15 protein-coding genes are annotated in these 15,891 nt (G+C 33.8%); 13 read left to right on the top strand and 2 right to left on the bottom strand.

Annotated features, from left to right (window positions below; all coding sequences use genetic code 11):
* Positions 1–119: 119 nt before the first annotated feature.
* From ACLUJM_RS07125 to ACLUJM_RS07090, 8 genes are all read left to right on the top strand, one after another.
* The gene (locus tag ACLUJM_RS07125) at positions 120–1,802 is read left to right on the top strand and encodes an ABC transporter ATP-binding protein (protein ID WP_412412516.1); all 1,683 of its coding nucleotides are present in this window, start codon (positions 120–122) and stop codon (positions 1,800–1,802) included.
* Positions 1,780–2,664 carry an ABC transporter ATP-binding protein gene (locus ACLUJM_RS07120; RefSeq protein WP_094223948.1) on the top strand — a complete coding sequence of 295 codons (885 nt, stop codon included), beginning with the start codon at positions 1,780–1,782 and terminating at the stop codon, positions 2,662–2,664. Before ACLUJM_RS07125 ends, ACLUJM_RS07120 begins: the two co-directional genes overlap by 23 nt.
* A complete protein-coding gene (locus tag ACLUJM_RS07115) occupies positions 2,648–3,397 on the top strand; it encodes an ABC transporter permease (protein ID WP_412412515.1) in 750 nt (249 codons plus the stop codon). The genes ACLUJM_RS07120 and ACLUJM_RS07115 overlap by 17 nt, the downstream gene beginning before the upstream one ends.
* A gap of 417 nt (positions 3,398–3,814) precedes the next feature.
* Positions 3,815–4,774, top strand: a complete 960-nt coding sequence (locus ACLUJM_RS07110) for an AEC family transporter (protein ID WP_412412545.1) — start codon at positions 3,815–3,817, stop codon at positions 4,772–4,774.
* A 107-nt stretch (positions 4,775–4,881) separates the two neighbouring features.
* Positions 4,882–5,352, top strand: coding sequence for a PTS sugar transporter subunit IIA (locus ACLUJM_RS07105; RefSeq protein ID WP_412412514.1), 471 nt, complete (start codon positions 4,882–4,884; stop codon positions 5,350–5,352).
* A complete protein-coding gene (locus ACLUJM_RS07100; protein WP_094204450.1) occupies positions 5,345–5,620 on the top strand; it encodes a PTS sugar transporter subunit IIB in 276 nt (91 codons plus the stop codon). Before ACLUJM_RS07105 ends, ACLUJM_RS07100 begins: the two co-directional genes overlap by 8 nt.
* Before the next feature lie 17 nt (positions 5,621–5,637).
* On the top strand, positions 5,638–6,996 hold the full coding sequence (locus ACLUJM_RS07095) for a PTS ascorbate transporter subunit IIC (RefSeq protein ID WP_412412513.1): 1,359 nt from the start codon (positions 5,638–5,640) through the stop codon (positions 6,994–6,996).
* Between the two features lie 33 nt (positions 6,997–7,029).
* Positions 7,030–7,740 carry a transaldolase gene (locus tag ACLUJM_RS07090; protein WP_412412512.1) on the top strand — a complete coding sequence of 237 codons (711 nt, stop codon included), beginning with the start codon at positions 7,030–7,032 and terminating at the stop codon, positions 7,738–7,740.
* A 290-nt stretch (positions 7,741–8,030) separates the two neighbouring features.
* Here the strand turns inward: ACLUJM_RS07090 and ACLUJM_RS07085 are convergent, their stop codons facing one another.
* On the bottom strand, positions 8,031–8,366 hold the full coding sequence (locus ACLUJM_RS07085) for a type II toxin-antitoxin system RelE/ParE family toxin (protein ID WP_294685387.1): 336 nt from the start codon (positions 8,364–8,366) through the stop codon (positions 8,031–8,033).
* The gene (locus tag ACLUJM_RS07080) at positions 8,363–8,671 is read right to left on the bottom strand and encodes a type II toxin-antitoxin system RelB/DinJ family antitoxin (protein ID WP_294685386.1); all 309 of its coding nucleotides are present in this window, start codon (positions 8,669–8,671) and stop codon (positions 8,363–8,365) included. Before ACLUJM_RS07080 ends, ACLUJM_RS07085 begins: the two co-directional genes overlap by 4 nt.
* Before the next feature lie 358 nt (positions 8,672–9,029).
* Here ACLUJM_RS07080 and secA point away from each other — a divergent pair, with 358 nt between their 5' ends.
* The 5 genes from secA (at position 9,030) to ACLUJM_RS07055 (ending at position 15,878) form a co-directional block, all read left to right on the top strand.
* Entirely contained in the window at positions 9,030–11,759 is a 2,730-nt protein-coding gene (secA, locus tag ACLUJM_RS07075; RefSeq protein ID WP_412412511.1) for a preprotein translocase subunit SecA, read from the top strand.
* A 419-nt stretch (positions 11,760–12,178) separates the two neighbouring features.
* Positions 12,179–13,274, top strand: a protein-coding gene (gene prfB / locus ACLUJM_RS07070; RefSeq protein ID WP_412412510.1) for a peptide chain release factor 2 whose coding sequence is annotated in 2 segments (ribosomal slippage) — positions 12,179–12,250 and positions 12,252–13,274 — 1,095 coding nt in all. Because the reading frame shifts where the segments join, the coding sequence is not laid out codon by codon here.
* Between the two features lie 62 nt (positions 13,275–13,336).
* Positions 13,337–14,728: a beta-Ala-His dipeptidase gene (gene pepD, locus ACLUJM_RS07065; RefSeq protein ID WP_412412509.1), complete on the top strand. Its 1,392-nt coding sequence runs from the start codon at positions 13,337–13,339 to the stop codon at positions 14,726–14,728.
* A 15-nt stretch (positions 14,729–14,743) separates the two neighbouring features.
* Positions 14,744–15,052 (top strand): DUF1292 domain-containing protein, encoded by a 309-nt coding sequence (locus tag ACLUJM_RS07060; protein ID WP_412412508.1) that lies wholly within the window; start codon positions 14,744–14,746, stop codon positions 15,050–15,052.
* Complete coding sequence (locus ACLUJM_RS07055) at positions 15,042–15,878, top strand: Cof-type HAD-IIB family hydrolase (protein ID WP_316094349.1); 837 nt, start codon at positions 15,042–15,044, stop codon at positions 15,876–15,878. The genes ACLUJM_RS07060 and ACLUJM_RS07055 overlap by 11 nt, the downstream gene beginning before the upstream one ends.
* Positions 15,879–15,891: the final 13 nt, after the last annotated feature.

Genomic DNA, 15,891 nt, shown 5'->3' with positions numbered 1-15,891 from the left:
GATCTATAGGATACTCAGGAAAAAAATGGTCAGCGTAATAATACTTAACTAATATTAAAAGATTCATATTTAAATTTGGTGTCTGATTAAAGATGCCAAATTTTTATATGGAGGTGTATATGAAAAAATATCTTAACTCACAAAAATTAAGGATATTGTATATTGTAATACTTTCTATAGTGACAAGCTTATGTAGTATTTTTATTGTGAGAAACATCCAAAAGATTGTGGATAGCATGATAAACAGAGACTCTCTGACATTTAAACAAAGTATTTGGCTTTTGGTAATATCATTTATCATAAACTTCATATTAACTTATTTGTTGGTTATATCCAACGCAAATTTGAAAAAGAATATACATAAATCAATAAAAAGAGATATCATAAAAAGCTTTTTTAAAATGGAACATAAAGATTTCATGAAGAGCTCTTCATCTCAGAAGATAAACGTATTTGAAACTGATTTGAATATAATAGACAATCAATATTTCGAAAACATACTAAACCTTCTGAAAAATAGCTTATTGATATGCTTTTGTTTGGTTTATTTAATGAAATTAAACATAAAAATGGCCTTTATTATGATTTTTTGTTCATTTGTAATATTACTATTGCCAGTTTTTCTGGGCAAAAACATAGATGAATTAAGTGCGAAGTATTCAAAAAATAAAGATAAATTTCTGGAAAAGATTAAAGATGTTTTTGAATCGATGGATTTAATACATACTTATGGAATAGAATCAAAAATTCTAAAACAATTTGATGCATCTTTGGAAGAATTGGAAAGGTCATTATACTTATTCAATACTAGCTTAGGACTTTATTCACAGATAATTGGTCTAGGCAACTACATCATAATAGTCATCTCATTTTCTCTAGGAGGATATTTTGTAATAAATGGGAAATTAACAGTAGGTGGTCTTATTGCGATAACACAAATCATAAATATGATGATGGGTCCAATAGGAGAATCTACAACAGCAATTATGGAAATTAAAGGAGCCAGTAAAATAAAGGATAAAATAACAAATTTACTAACCTACACAAAAGCAAATGACTTTTATATTACTGAAAATACCTTTGACTCTATAAAACTAGATAATATGTGCTACAAAAATGATGATTCTGAGTTTTCGTTGAATAATATAAATCTCAAAATTGAGAAAAATAAAAAATATGTAATACTCGGTCATAGCGGTAGTGGTAAATCGACATTGCTAAAAATTTTGGCAAATATTTTATCAAATACTTCTGGAAATCTGTACCTAAATGAAAGTGAGTACTCAATTCATAAGAACATATCGCAGATGATTTCTTTTGTATCCCAAGAAACATTTATATTCAACGATACATTGAAAAATAACATTACCTTATACAACGAGTATTCTGATGAAGAAATAAATAAAGCGATAGAATTCTCTTTGCTCGAGAATTTAAAGGATAGAAAGATACAACAGGAATCAAACTTGCAGGATACCTTGTCAGGTGGTGAAAGGAAGAAAATTGGTCTTGCAAGAGCAATTCTTAATGATACAGATGTAATTCTATTAGACGAATTGAACTCGTCTCTTGATTCTACTAGTTCAAAAATTTTAGAGGATAGAATTTTTGATTTGAAAGACAAAACCATCGTCATGGTTACTCATAAGATTAATTATCATAATTTAGTTAAAGCAGATGAAATAATCTGCATGGATGATGGAGAGATTGTAGAAAACGGAAACTTGGAAGAATTATTGGGAAAACAGGGTTATTTTTATAGAAATTTTGGAGAATTATATGGAAAATATTTTAGAGATTAATAATTTAAGGAAGTCTTACAAAGATGTGTTGATTTTAGATGATGTGAATTTTAGTCTTAAACCTAAAGAGATTGTGGGTTTAGTAGGGGCAAATGGAGCAGGGAAAACAACTTTGATGAAGACGATATTGGGATTTATTTTTAAAGATAGTGGCGAGATAAAATTTTTAAACGATCAATCTTATAGCAATAAACATGAATTAATGAGTAAGATAGGATTTTTAGTAGACACAAGACTTTATGAGAATTTAACAGCAGAGGAAAATATTCAAATTCAAATTCTTTACAGAAATTTGGAAAATGAAAAAGAAACTTGGGATAGAGCTAACTATTTATTAGAACTTGTGGGGCTAAAAGGTGTCAAGAAAAAGGTGTCTGATTATTCGTTTGGGATGAAACAAAGACTAAGTCTAACTTTGGCGCTACTTGGAGATGTGAAGTTGCTTATATTAGATGAGCCGTTTGTTGGACTTGATCCGAACGGTATAAATGGGGTGAAGAAATTTATTAAAGAGATTGTTGAAAAAGAAGAGATTGCACTTCTGATTTCTTCGCATCAAATGAAGGAAATAGACGAATTATGTGATAGGTTTTTATTCTTGGAAAACAAAAAGATAAGAAATCACAACTTAAACAAAGAAAAAATGTTTATAATAGAAATTTCAAACAAAACACCAAACTTAGAAATAAATGACAAGAACATTGTCTTAAAAGACAATAAAATACTTGTAAGTGATAAAAATCAATTAAACAAAACCTTTAAGATATTGGCGGATAAAAATATTGAGATAAAGGACATTTTAATTGAATCTGATTCTATAAACAAGTTATTTGATGAGGTGCAAAATGAAAAAAATAGTTAAAGCAGAATTATTCAAGCTTAAAAAGAGCAAGGCTTTCTTGTTGATTTTATTATTGAATCTTGTTTCGATATTATATGGAGCTGGTGTTAAATTTGGATGGAGTTTTGTGGCGTTTAAAGGTCAATTTGATATATGCAGATACGTGTTTTCAATATGGCAATTGTATTTCATATTGGGAGTTCCAATGATAATTTTAATGTATGCTGGATCGAAAATATTAGGAGATGAAATTCAAAAAGGTCAAATCATTCTGGAAGTAGCTCCTGTAGCAGATAGAAAAAAGCTTATCTGCGGGAAATTTATATCTATGATTTGCATGACAGTTTTTTACTTTATGACGAATATAGGTTTCAATATTTTGGCTTATTTAATCTTTGTTAAGGGAACAAATTATGCTGTAAGTGGAAATTTGTTTACTACAGATAACTTCGAGATTTTAGTTCAGATATTGTTTGGGTTTTTAGAAGTTTATTTTTTGGTAATCTTTGCGATGTTAGTTTCCATTGATAAAGGAGCGATAGTCGCAACATTAAGTTCAATGGGATTATATGTTGTTACATCGCTATTAATCAGAGCGGAAACAATAGACAAGTTTATCATAGGGTATTTTAATTTAAAATCAGATAATATCATAAATCCAGAAACTATAATGATTCAATTGGGAGTATTCGCAGTATGTATAAGTTTAATAATTTATGTTTCCATTCGAAAATTTAGGCAGAAAGATTTATAACAAATAACTAACAATAAAGTAGTCCATCGCATTAAATTTTATTTAAAGATTGATGCGATGGATTTTTTGATGAGCGATTTACGAGTTTTTGTTTTTTTAATATTTAGATTTTCTTTGTTTTCGCATAGTAATGAAATAAAAGCAGATTACCAGTTTTGCTAAGAATATCATACGGAGAAAATAATCATAAAATCAAGCGAAGTGAACCGTTAAAAAATTGTGCTTTCTGAGCGTCAGCGAGTTCACAATTTTAGGTTCACAAGTGATGATTTTATTTATTTTCGTAGTCTAGATATTCGTGCAAACTGGTTTTCTGCTTTCTTTTTTTATGAAACTACCTTCCACAATCAATCAACCATTTTCACATCGACAACCTAAAATACTACTAGAAAAATTTGACAATGATGGTATAATTAAATAATTGGGTATAAGGAGTGGTTTTTTATTTTTTTAGTTACGTTACAGCAGATTTTGATTATGTTTGTATTCATGGCGATGGGATATATTTTTGCAAGAACTGGGTTTTTCAGCAGAGAAACCATTCGTGAAATGACTGGTTTTGTAATGTATGTGGTGGGTTCAAGTGTTATTATCAACGCTTTTAACAGGCCTGTTACACCTGAACTTTTGAATAATTTTGGTATGACTGCCTTTGCTGCGGTGGTCTTGATGGGCTCATCTATTTTGATTTCTCATTTTTTGTTCAAATTTGATAGATTTTCTAAGAACGAAAACATAAGTACATACAAATTCGCATCTGTATACAGCAATTGTGGTTTCATGGGGATTCCTTTGATTGAAGCATTGCTTGGTGCTGATGGAACTTTTTTCGCTATTCCTTATTTGGCGGTGTTCAATATTTTGTTGTGGAGTCATGGAATTGGTTTGTACGAAATGACTGGAAATGGCAAGATTCAATGGAACAAAGTTGTAAAAAATCCTTGTATTATTTCGTCTATTTTGGGATTTGTTTTGTTTTTCTTCGGGGTTATTTATAAAATGCCGAATGTTGTGACAAAACCTGTTTATTATTTGGCTAGTATGAATACTCCTCTTAGTATGATAATTATAGGTGCAAATTTCGTGAGTATTACAGAGCCTTTTCACAAAGACAAAATGGCGTGGGAAGTTTCTTTTATCAGAAATATTTTGTTTCCTTTGATTTATATTGCAATTTTGTTAATTATTCCGATGAATACAGATGCAAAGGTTGCAACATTGGCGATGGCATCAGCTCCGATTGCAGGAGTGAGTGTGCTTTTCTGTTTAATGTTTAATAAATCTACGGATTTTCCATCAAGGGCTTTGTGTTTATCGACGATATTTTCAGTGGTGACTTTGCCGATGATAATTACGATTGGCAGTTTAATCCTTTAAATTGGCAAATTTTTTTGAAACGCATATATAATCTAATGTGAATATATGGTAAAATAAGGTTAACAATACTTTTGTTAACCAATATTTTTTTGTAAAGAGGTGATAATTTGAGCGATTTAATAAAAAAAGAATTGATACGAATTGAAGATCGTGCAAATGATTGGAAGGATGCAATAAGAATTGCAGCAAAAAGTTTGTTGGACAATGGTTACATTAACGAACAATATGTAGAAGACATGATAAAAAGCGTTGAGGATGCTGGCCCATACATTGTGCTTGCTCCGAACATTGCAGTTCCTCACGCACGACCAAACGGCAATGTAGACAAAATGGCTATTAGTTTGACAAAATTAAATGAGCCTGTGAATTTTAGAAACGAAGAAGAGGATGAGGACAACTGGGTAAGAATTTTGTTCTGTTTGGCAGCAGTGGATTCTTCATCACACATTGTAGCACTTCAACAATTGGCAGTGCTTTTGGATTCAGATGAAATTACAGATGAGCTTATAAATGCAAAAACTGAGGACGAAATGTTGGATATTATTAATAAAAAATTAGAGGAGGGAAATGATGATTAATATTGTTACTGTATGTGGTAATGGAATTGGAAGTAGTCTTCTTTTGAAAATGAAGGTGGAAACTATTTGCAAAGAAATGGGAATTGAAGCGAATGTTGAATCTTGTGATTCTAACGCAGCTGTAGGAAAAGGCGCTGATCTTTTCGTAACTGTTAAGGAATTCAAATCAATTTTTTCAGATGATCAAAAAGTAGCTATAGTTAAAAGCTACACTAACAAGAAAAAAATCGAAGAAGATTTGGTTCCTGTATTAGAAGAATTCAAATAAAAATTTAGGAGGAATTTATGGGATTTTTAAACGTAATAAAGGATATTTTATCTGAACCTGCGTTTTTGATGGGTCTTATCGCGATGGTAGGTCTTATCGCTCTTAAAAAACCAGCACACAAGGTTATGACTGGTACATTAGGTCCAATCTTAGGATATTTAATGTTAGCTGCAGGTGCAAATGTCATCACGACTAACTTGGATCCATTGAGTCAAATGATTCAACACGGATTCAACATCACAGGTGTTGTTCCTAATAACGAAGCCATCACATCTGTTGCACAAAAAGTTTTGGGCGTAGAAACAATGTCAATTTTGTTAGTAGGACTTATTTTTAACTTATTAATAGCAAGATTTACAAGATACAAATACATTTTCTTAACTGGTCACCACAGCTTCTTCATGGCTTGTCTATTGTCAGCAACTTTAGGTGCAATCGGATTTAAGGGCGTGGCTTTGGTATTGGCTGGTGGATTTATATTGGGAGCTTGGAGTTCAATCTCTCCAGCAATCGGACAAAAATACACTTTGAAAGCTACTGACGGAGACGAAATCGCACTTGGTCACTTCGGATCATTGGGATATTATTTGTCAGCTTTTATCGGTTCATTAGTTGGAAAAGATTCCAAATCAACTGAAGATATCGAAATTCCAGAAAAATGGGGTTTCTTGAGAAATACTACAATTTCAACAGCGTTGACAATGATTGTGTTCTATCTAATCGCAAGCATCAAAGCTGGTCCAGATTTCGTCGGCAAAATGTCTAACGGACAAAACCCATATTTGTTTGCAATCATCTCTGCGTTAAACTTCGCAGTTGGTGTAGCAATCGTATATGCCGGTGTTAGAATGATTTTGGCAGATTTAATTCCTGCATTCGAAGGTATCGCTACAAAATTAATTCCAAACTCTGTTCCTGCAGTTGACTGTGCAGTATTCTTCCCATACGCACCAACAGCAGTTATTTTGGGATTTGCATGTAGTTTTGTAGGCGGATTGATCGGTATGTTTATTTTGGGAGCTATCGGTGGAGTATTAATTATTCCAGGACTTGTTCCTCACTTCTTCTGCGGTGCAACTGCTGGTATTTACGGTAATGCAACAGGTGGTAGAAGAGGAGCTATGGTGGGTTCATTCATCAACGGATTATTCTTGGCATTCTTACCAGCATTCTTACTTCCAGTTTTAGGACAATTAGGATTTAACAATACAACATTCGGGGATTTTGACTTCGGAGTTTTGGGAATTTTATTAGGAAAAATCGGAAATGCTATGGGTAATGTCGGAGTGTATATCATTATCGCAGTTTTATTAGTAGCGTTAATCGCTCCATCAATTATCACTAAGAAAGATACAGCAATTAACAACGAACAATAATTCACATTTAACTACACGAAAAGAGAGGTTGAAATGGAGAAAATTAATACAAAAATTTATTCAGACGGTGCAGTCTTAGAAGATATGTTAGAATCATTGGCATCAAAAAAAGTAACTGGATTTACAACTAATCCATCTTTGATGAAAAAAGCTGGAATCACAGATTACGTTGAATTTGCCAAGAAAGTTTTAGAAGAAATCACAGAATATCCAGTATCATTTGAAGTATTTGCAGATGATTTGGAAACTATGGAAAAAGAAGCAGACAAAATCTCTTCATTAGGAGACAATGTTTACGTCAAAATTCCAGTAACTACAAGCGATGGAACATCAACTGCTCCATTATTGAAAAAACTTAGTTCAAAAGGAATCAAACTTAACGTGACAGCAATCTTTACAGTGGATCAAGTAACAGAAGTCGTAGACAACTTGACAGAAGGAGTGCCTAGCATCGTTTCAGTATTTGCTGGAAGAATTGCAGACACTGGAGTTGATCCAATGCCAATCATGAAAGAAGCTTTGGAAATTTGCAAAACTAAAAAGGGTTGCGAATTGTTGTGGGCATCTCCAAGAGAAGTGTTCAACATTTACCAAGCAAATGAATTGGGAGTAGACATCATCACATGTACTCCGGCCATCATCAAAAAACTTTCATTGATGGGAAAAGATTTGAACGAATACTCACTAGATACAGTGAAAACATTCTGCAAAGACTCAAAAGAATTAGGATTTTCAATACTTTAATAAATACAAGAGCTCACAAAAGACTCATTGAATTAGGAATTTTAGAAAACTAAATTAGACAGTCTTTAGGTGGCAAGTTAAAAGGCTAAGAGCAGAGATGCTCTTAGCCTTTTTAATTTGATTAATTATATAATTATAGCTTTCAATTGGTCTGACGTATCTTTTATGGTACGGGAATATGTGTATAAAAAAGGAAAGTTAAGAATGAAACAAGAAATTTTGAAAAGATTATAAACAGCAGTTAATGCAATTTCTAATCATTACATCAACCTCACAAATTCTAATTTGCTCTACTTTTTGTATTTCTTGTATTTGTCAAGCTTAGCATTGATATCACGACCTAAATACATCACTCGCATGATGGAAACTGTTGTATCATCATTATCTACAATATATAGAATGCAATAATTATCTATCGGAACAATATGAAGTCTACGACTTTTCCACGGTTCACTATCATAAAAACGATGGCGCTCTGGCATATCGTAAAGACTCATAATACACTTTTCAATTCTGTTCAGCTGACGATTGGCGTTCTCAGGTGACGGTAATTCGTAGGCAATATATTCATATATATTACGAATATCATTATCAGCTTGGTCAGTAATTTTGATTTTATAAATCATAGGTTATAATCCTTACGTATGTCTGCAAAAACTGCGTTTGCTTCTCTTGTTCTTCCTGCTTTGATATCCGCATATCCTTTCTCAAGCTCTTCGTTTAGTTCTGTTTCTGATAAAAAGGACATATCTACAGGACGAGAAGATGGCAATTTCACTTCAAAAGGAAGTCCTCTCTGAAGAATTATCTGTTTATAAAACATATTAATAGCACTGGATGCAGGAATACCAAGTGCAGATAAAATACTTTCTGCCTTTTCCTTTACCTCCGGTTCAATACGAGCATAAAGATTTGCTGATTTTGCTGCCATATAAAGCACCACCTTTCCGATATTTTTATAATATCATTATATCAAAATGTACGTACAACAGCAATACAAATAATATATATTTCCAGCTTCTATCGCTTGTTTGAAAGCTGAATGATTACACAGCGAATATTAATTTACGCAGAGGTATTTCAGGAGGATCATACTTCAAAATAATTTCAAAAAAATTTGCGTATTAAAAATAATTTTACAAAATTTCACCCAAAATTATATGGTCTGTAATTTATTGGAAAATTTTATAAGTGATTTCCTTTAAATGTTGATGTTTTTGTTGTAAATGATGTATTTTAATGTTAAAATAAAAGGTAGTATTTATAGATATTAAAGTAAGGAGATTTATATGGGATTATTTGAATCTATTTTTGGCTCAGCTAATAAAAAAGAGCTAAAAAAGATAGAACCAATTATTAAAAAAATTGAATCATATGATAAGTCTATGCAACAATTATCAGATGATGAATTAAAGCATAAAACTGTTGAATTCAAGGAAAGATTAAAAAACGGAGAAACTTTGGACGATATTTTACCAGAAGCATTTGCTGTAGTTAGAGAAGCCAGCTACAGAGTTTTGGGTATGAAACAATATCGTGTGCAATTAATCGGTGGGGTTGTTCTACACCAAGGTAGAATTGCAGAAATGAAAACTGGTGAAGGTAAAACTTTGGTTGCAACTTTGCCTGCATATTTGAATGCGCTTTCTGGAAAGGGCGTTCACGTGGTTACTGTCAATGATTATCTTGCAAAGAGAGATAAGGAATGGATGGGAAAAGTTCACGAATTTTTGGGATTAACTGTAGGCGTTATCGTTTATGGTTTGGACAATGATGAAAGACGTGAAAACTACGCTTGTGACATTACTTACGGTACTAATAACCAATACGGTTTCGACTATTTGCGTGACAACATGGTTATTTACAAAAAAGACAAGGTTCAAAGAGGTCTTAACTTTGCAATCGTGGACGAAGTTGACTCTATCTTAATAGATGAAGCTAGAACTCCACTTATCATTTCTGGTCAAGGCGACGAATCTACAGATATGTACATGAGAGCAAATATGTTTGCTAATGGTTTGACTGGACGTATTATGGATCCAGAAGAAGACAAGCCAGATATTTTCGATCGTGAATTCAAGGATGAAACTGTTGATTTCTTGGTTGACGAAAAGAGAAAAACTGCCAGTCTTACAGAAATTGGTACTAAAAAAGCCGAAGAATATTTTGGCGTGGAAAACTTGTCTGACCCTAATAACATGGAATTAGCTCACCACATCAACCAAGCTTTGAAGGCTAACAATACAATGAAACGCGATATTGATTACGTAGTAAAAGATGACGAAATCCTTATCGTTGATGAATTTACTGGTCGTATCATGGAAGGTAGAAGATATTCTGATGGTCTTCACCAAGCAATAGAAGCAAAAGAAGGTGTTGAAGTTAAGAGCGAATCTAAAACTTTGGCGACAGTTACATTCCAAAACTACTTCAGAATGTACAACAAATTAAGTGGTATGACTGGTACTGCCAAGACTGAAGAAGCGGAATTCAACGAAATCTACAAGATGGACGTTGTTGAAATCCCTACTAACAAACCAGTAGCCAGAGTTGACGAACAAGACAGAGTTTACATCAACGAAAACGCTAAGTTCAATGCAATCGTTGAAGAAATAAAAGAAATTCACAAGACTGGACAACCAATTCTAGTTGGTACAATTTCAATTGAAGTTTCAGAAAAATTGTCCAAATTATTGAAGAAAAACGGAATCAACCACGATGTATTGAATGCAAAGCAACACGAACGTGAAGCAGAAATCGTAGCACAAGCAGGTATGTTTGACAAAGTTACTATCGCAACAAACATGGCAGGTCGTGGTACCGACATTCTTTTAGGTGGTAACCCAGATTTCTTAGCAAAACACGATATGAAAAAACAAGGTTACGGCGAATACGTAATCGAAAGTTTGGATTCATTCTTGCCAAGCACAGACGAAGAATTAGTTGCAGCAAGAAATGTATACAACGAATTATACAAAAAATACAAGAAAATGACTGACGAAGATAAGAAAAAAGTTATCGAAGTCGGAGGATTATATATAATCGGTACTGAACGTCACGAATCACGTCGTATCGATAACCAATTGCGTGGTCGTTCTGGTCGTCAAGGTGACCCTGGTAAATCAAGATTCTTCGTATCATTAGGAGACAACTTAATGAGATTGTTCGGTGGAGAAACTATCCAAAAATACGCTGAATCTGGCAAGTTCCCAGAAGACGAACCAATGGAATTTAGAACAATCACAAAAGCAATCGAAAGAGCGCAAACAAAAGTTGAATCCAACAACTTTGGTATCAGAAAGAACGTATTGAAATACGACGACGTTATGAATGCGCAACGTAAAGTAATTTATAATGAAAGAGATAAAGTGCTTGACGGTGAAGACATGCACGAATCTATCGTTGCTATGATTAAGGATATAATTGCAAATGCAATTAACACATATTGCCAAGACCAAAACACAGAACATTGGGAAATGGAAGCGTTGATGACATATCTTAACACATTCATTCCAGAAGGAACTTTGGATTTGACAAGACTCAACAGCTACAACAAGAAAACTTTCACAGATTATGTAATTCAAAAAGCGTTGGAAGTTTACAATGCAAAAGAAGAAGCCATCGGCAAAGAAAAATTCAGAGAAATCGAACGAGTAATTCTTCTTATGGTTGTAGATAGAAAATGGATGGATCACATTGATGCGATGGATCAATTGCGTCAAGGTATCGGCCTAAGAGCATTCGGTCAACAAGACCCAGTAAGAGCTTACAACAACGAAGGTTTCGAAATGTTTGAAGATATGAACCACTCTATCAAAGAAGACACAGTTAGAGGAATGTTCAACGTTCAACCAGTTGAAGAAATCGAAAGAAAACAAGTAGCTCACGAAACTTCTGCAACAGGTGGAGAAGAAGAAATCAACAAACCAGTAGTTAAAGGTAAGAAAATCGGTAGAAACGATCCATGCCCATGCGGAAGTGGCAAGAAATACAAAAACTGCTGTGGTAAAAACAGATAAAAATAAATAGTGGAAAAGCCCTAGGCGAAATGTTTGGTTTTGATTATTGGACATCAAACATTTATAGCTAAGGAGAGGCGAAGTAAATTATCCTTATGCACGAATATCTGACTACAAAAATTGATGATTTCATAATTTCGAGCTCCTAAAATCGCAAGCCTCGCTAAAGCTCGGGCAGTCCGATTTTTAGACGGAGCTCTTCAATTTAAAATCAGAACAATTTTTTCCGTATGATATTCTTAGCATAAGAATAAATACTTCTTAAAACACGAAAGGGTAGATATCCGTGCTATAATGTTTGATGTTAACAGTCGAACGACTTAGCACACCAGACCACTATTACAAAAACAAATACAAATTATCAAGGAGGAGAAATCCTCCTTTTTTGTTCAAAAAATATATGCAATTGGAGGATAAAAATGGACGTATTTTTAATTAACGAAAAAATAGAAAGTTTATCTCAAAATCTAAAAGAAATAAAGGAGTCTCTTTGACTTAGACAATTTAAGAAAAAAATTAGATGAATTGCAACAAGAAACATTGAAGTCTGGTTTTTGGGATGACAGCGATAAAGCACAAGAAATTTTCGACGAATTAAACTCCATAAAAGACGATGTCGAAAACTACGATAATATCGAAGAAAAAATCGAAGAAGTCAGAATGATGCTCGAAATCAGCAAGGAAGACAACACCGAAGAATACGATAAGGAAATCTCTAAAACTTTGAAAAATTTGGAGAAAAACGTTGAAGAGTTCAAAATCAAAACACTGTTGGTGGGAGAATACGACAGAAATAATGCGATATTGTCAATACACGCAGGTGCAGGTGGGACTGAAGCCCAAGATTGGGCTGAAATGCTACTTAGAATGTACACAAGGTGGATTGCGGACAAAAAATATTCCTACAAAATCACCGACTACAACCAAGACACAGAAGGCGGCATCAAATCCGTATCACTAATCGTGCAAGGAATCAACGCGTATGGATTTTTGAAAAGCGAAAAAGGAGTCCACAGACTTGTCAGGATTTCTCCGTTTGACCAACAAAAACGCCGCCACACATCATTTGCATCAGTGGACGTATTCCCAGAAATCAAGGACAATCACGACATTCAAATCGACGACAAGGATTTGAAGATTGACACCTACAGAGCATCGGGAGCAGGAGGACAACACGTCAACATGACAGACTCCGCAGTCAGAATCACACACATTCCAACAGGAGTCACAGTCCAATGTCAAACAGAAAGATCACAAATAGCTAACAGAAAATACGCTATGGATATGCTTATCGCAAAATTAATCATGATAAAAGAAGAAGAAAAACGCGAAAAAATCGAAGACATTCAAGGAAAGTACAACCAAATAGCGTGGGGCTCACAAATCAGATCCTACGTATTTCAACCATACACATTAGTAAAAGACCACAGGACAAACTGTGAAAGCTCACAAGTCCAAGACGTCTTAGACGGGGATTTGGATAAATTCATAAATGCGTATTTGAGCCACAATTAAAATCAAAAATTTTTGTGAGTTTTATTAATTTATTGGGTATATAAATCTTGAGGTGTAATTAAATGAAAAATATAGTATTGGAAAATTTTAGAGAGTTGTCGAATGTTCCTCGTTGTTCATTTGATCAAAAAAGAATTAACGAATACTTAGTAAATAAAGCAAAACAACTAGGGCTTGACTACGATGTGGACGATGAATTAAACATCGTAATCAGAAAGCCTGCAACAGAAGATAAAAAAGGTCATCCAGGAGTTATTTTGCAAGGTCACATGGACATGGTTTGCGAAAAAGAAGATGACAGCAATCATGATTTCACCAAAGATCCGATAGAATTTATCGAAAAAGATGGCAAGTTAACTGCCAACAAAACAACACTTGGAGCTGACAATGGAATAGCAATCGCAATGGGATTTGCTATTTTGCAAGATGAAAACTTGTCACATCCTGATTTGGAATTGATGATTACGACAAACGAAGAAGTTGGACTTATCGGTGCGAATGCCGTAAGCGAAGATTTCTTAAAAGGCAAATACCTTATCAACGTTGACAGCGAAGAAGAAGGAATCATGACTTGTGGTTGCGCTGGTGGAAACACATTGAATTCTGAATTTGAAATCAAACGTGAAGATTTTGGAAAATTCTTCTACAAAATATCTATCAATGGTTTCAGAGGTGGTCACAGTGGTCAAGACATCAACAAAAATCACCTTAATGCTATTGAATCCACAGTCCAAATCCTTAAAGAATTGTCAACTCGTCACAATTTGAGAATTGTATCATTAAATGGTGGTACAAAACACAACGCAATCCCAAGAAATTGTGAACTTGTAATTGCAAGTGAAGATGAAATCAAAGACGAAGAAATAAACGTAGATGGATTCAAACAAGTAGAAGAAAAAATGGAATTTAAGGTTGAACAAGTAGACAAATCTACTCCTATGGATGAACAATCTACAGAACACATCTTGAATTTCTTAACAACAATCCCAAACGGCGTTATGGCAATGGTAAAAGGAAACGATGATTTGGTGGAAACTTCTCTTAACCAATCAATCGCAAAAACAGAAGATGACAAATTCGTGTTCATGGTATCTATCAGATCCTCAGTTTTGGATAAAATCAAAGAGGTTGAGGATTTGATTACAAATACAACAAAATCAAACAATGGAATAGTTAAATCTGAAGGATTCTACGAACCTTGGGAATACCGAGAAGATAGCGAACTAAGAGACAAATGTTTGAAAGTTTACAAGGAAGTCACAGGAAAAGAAATGCAAGTGAATGTAATTCACGCAGGACTTGAATGTGCAGTATTTTCAAAGAAATATCCGGACATGGATATGATTTCCATAGGTCCTGATATGACTGGAGTTCACACACCAAAAGAAACTTTGGATTTAGAATCCACTGCTAGAGTGTACGAATTCTTGAAGAAATTGGTAGAATCATTATAAAAATGGAGGATAAAAATGAGTGACGAAAGAAATTTAGAAAACGAAGAAATGTATGAAGAAGAGTTAGATACAATTGTACTAACATTAGAAGATGGTGGCGAAATCGAATGCGGTATTCTTGGAGTATTCGAAGTTGAAGGATATGACAGTGATTACATCGCACTTTTATCTGAAGAAGACAACGAAATTATGATTTACAAATACGAAGAAATCAACGAAGAAGAAGCAAACTTGGATGTTATCGAAGACGATGCTGAATACGAAAAAGCAAAAGAAACATTCGAATCTCTTTTCGTAGATTTTGATGGAGAAGATGAAGAATAATTTCAAGGCTGTTATGATTGATCTGGACGGAACTCTTCTGACAGACGATAAAAAAATTACTGATTTTAGTTATCAGATTTTACAAAACCTTTATAATAAAGGAATAAAGATTATTATTGCGACAGGAAGAGGTCTATCCAGAGCTAAGCAATTGACCGAAAAATTAGATTTTGACAAAATAATCCTTGCAAATAATGGAGCTATTATCTACAGTAGCTCCAATATTGCAATGGATGAGGATTTGATGTTGGATTCTAATGTGGTGGATAAGCTTAGTGCTCTATCAAAAGAGTATGGGATAAGACCGTATTTTTTTGTGGAAAATAAATGCTCATTACTCATTCAAGATGAAGATGACAAGAAATATTATGTGGACAGCGTGGGTGATGAGAGTGAGATTATGACGATATCTGAGAGGAATTTACCGATTAATGATTGTGTGAGCATGATTATGATATCTGCGAAAAATCACATTCTTAAAATCGTGGATACTATCAAGAATAATCCACATGTCACATATCACATTCACACGAAATATTTCCCACAAAACATCAGAATGCTTGAAGTGCAAAACGTTAACACGGACAAGTACAAAAGGGCGATTGCGCTGCTTGAACATTTTGGGATAAAAAACGATGAGGTGGTTGCGATTGGCGATGCACACAACGATTTGGAGATGGTCGTAAACAGTGGGCTTGGAGTTGCAATGAAAAACTCCGACGATATTTTGAAACAACAAGCTGACATCATAACACAATACACAAACGAAGAAGACGGATTGGCAAAATTTTTAGAAGAACTATTTGAGTTGAGGGATTATGAATAATTTAAAAGAATTT

It is taken from the genome of Finegoldia sp. (genome assembly GCF_046991905.1).
Classification (GTDB): Bacteria; Bacillota; Clostridia; order Tissierellales; family Peptoniphilaceae; genus Finegoldia.
Note: the sequence above shows the minus strand (reverse complement) of the source record. Positions and strands in the feature narration are given on the sequence as shown.

Excerpts from the sequence above, each read along its gene's own strand:
- ACLUJM_RS07125 (WP_412412516.1), top strand. The coding sequence starts at position 120 with ATGAAAAAATATCTTAACTCACAAAAATTAAGGATATTGTATATTGTA.
- ACLUJM_RS07120 (WP_094223948.1), top strand. The coding sequence starts at position 1,780 with ATGGAAAATATTTTAGAGATTAATAATTTAAGGAAGTCTTACAAAGAT.
- ACLUJM_RS07115 (WP_412412515.1), top strand. The coding sequence starts at position 2,648 with ATGAAAAAAATAGTTAAAGCAGAATTATTCAAGCTTAAAAAGAGCAAG.
- ACLUJM_RS07100 (WP_094204450.1), top strand. The coding sequence starts at position 5,345 with ATGATTAATATTGTTACTGTATGTGGTAATGGAATTGGAAGTAGTCTT.
- ACLUJM_RS07095 (WP_412412513.1), top strand. The coding sequence starts at position 5,638 with ATGGGATTTTTAAACGTAATAAAGGATATTTTATCTGAACCTGCGTTT.
- ACLUJM_RS07090 (WP_412412512.1), top strand. The coding sequence starts at position 7,030 with ATGGAGAAAATTAATACAAAAATTTATTCAGACGGTGCAGTCTTAGAA.
- ACLUJM_RS07085 (WP_294685387.1), bottom strand. The coding sequence starts at position 8,366 with ATGATTTATAAAATCAAAATTACTGACCAAGCTGATAATGATATTCGT.
- ACLUJM_RS07080 (WP_294685386.1), bottom strand. The coding sequence starts at position 8,671 with ATGGCAGCAAAATCAGCAAATCTTTATGCTCGTATTGAACCGGAGGTA.
- secA (WP_412412511.1), top strand. The coding sequence starts at position 9,030 with ATGGGATTATTTGAATCTATTTTTGGCTCAGCTAATAAAAAAGAGCTA.
- pepD (WP_412412509.1), top strand. The coding sequence starts at position 13,337 with ATGAAAAATATAGTATTGGAAAATTTTAGAGAGTTGTCGAATGTTCCT.
- ACLUJM_RS07060 (WP_412412508.1), top strand. The coding sequence starts at position 14,744 with ATGAGTGACGAAAGAAATTTAGAAAACGAAGAAATGTATGAAGAAGAG.
- ACLUJM_RS07055 (WP_316094349.1), top strand. The coding sequence starts at position 15,042 with ATGAAGAATAATTTCAAGGCTGTTATGATTGATCTGGACGGAACTCTT.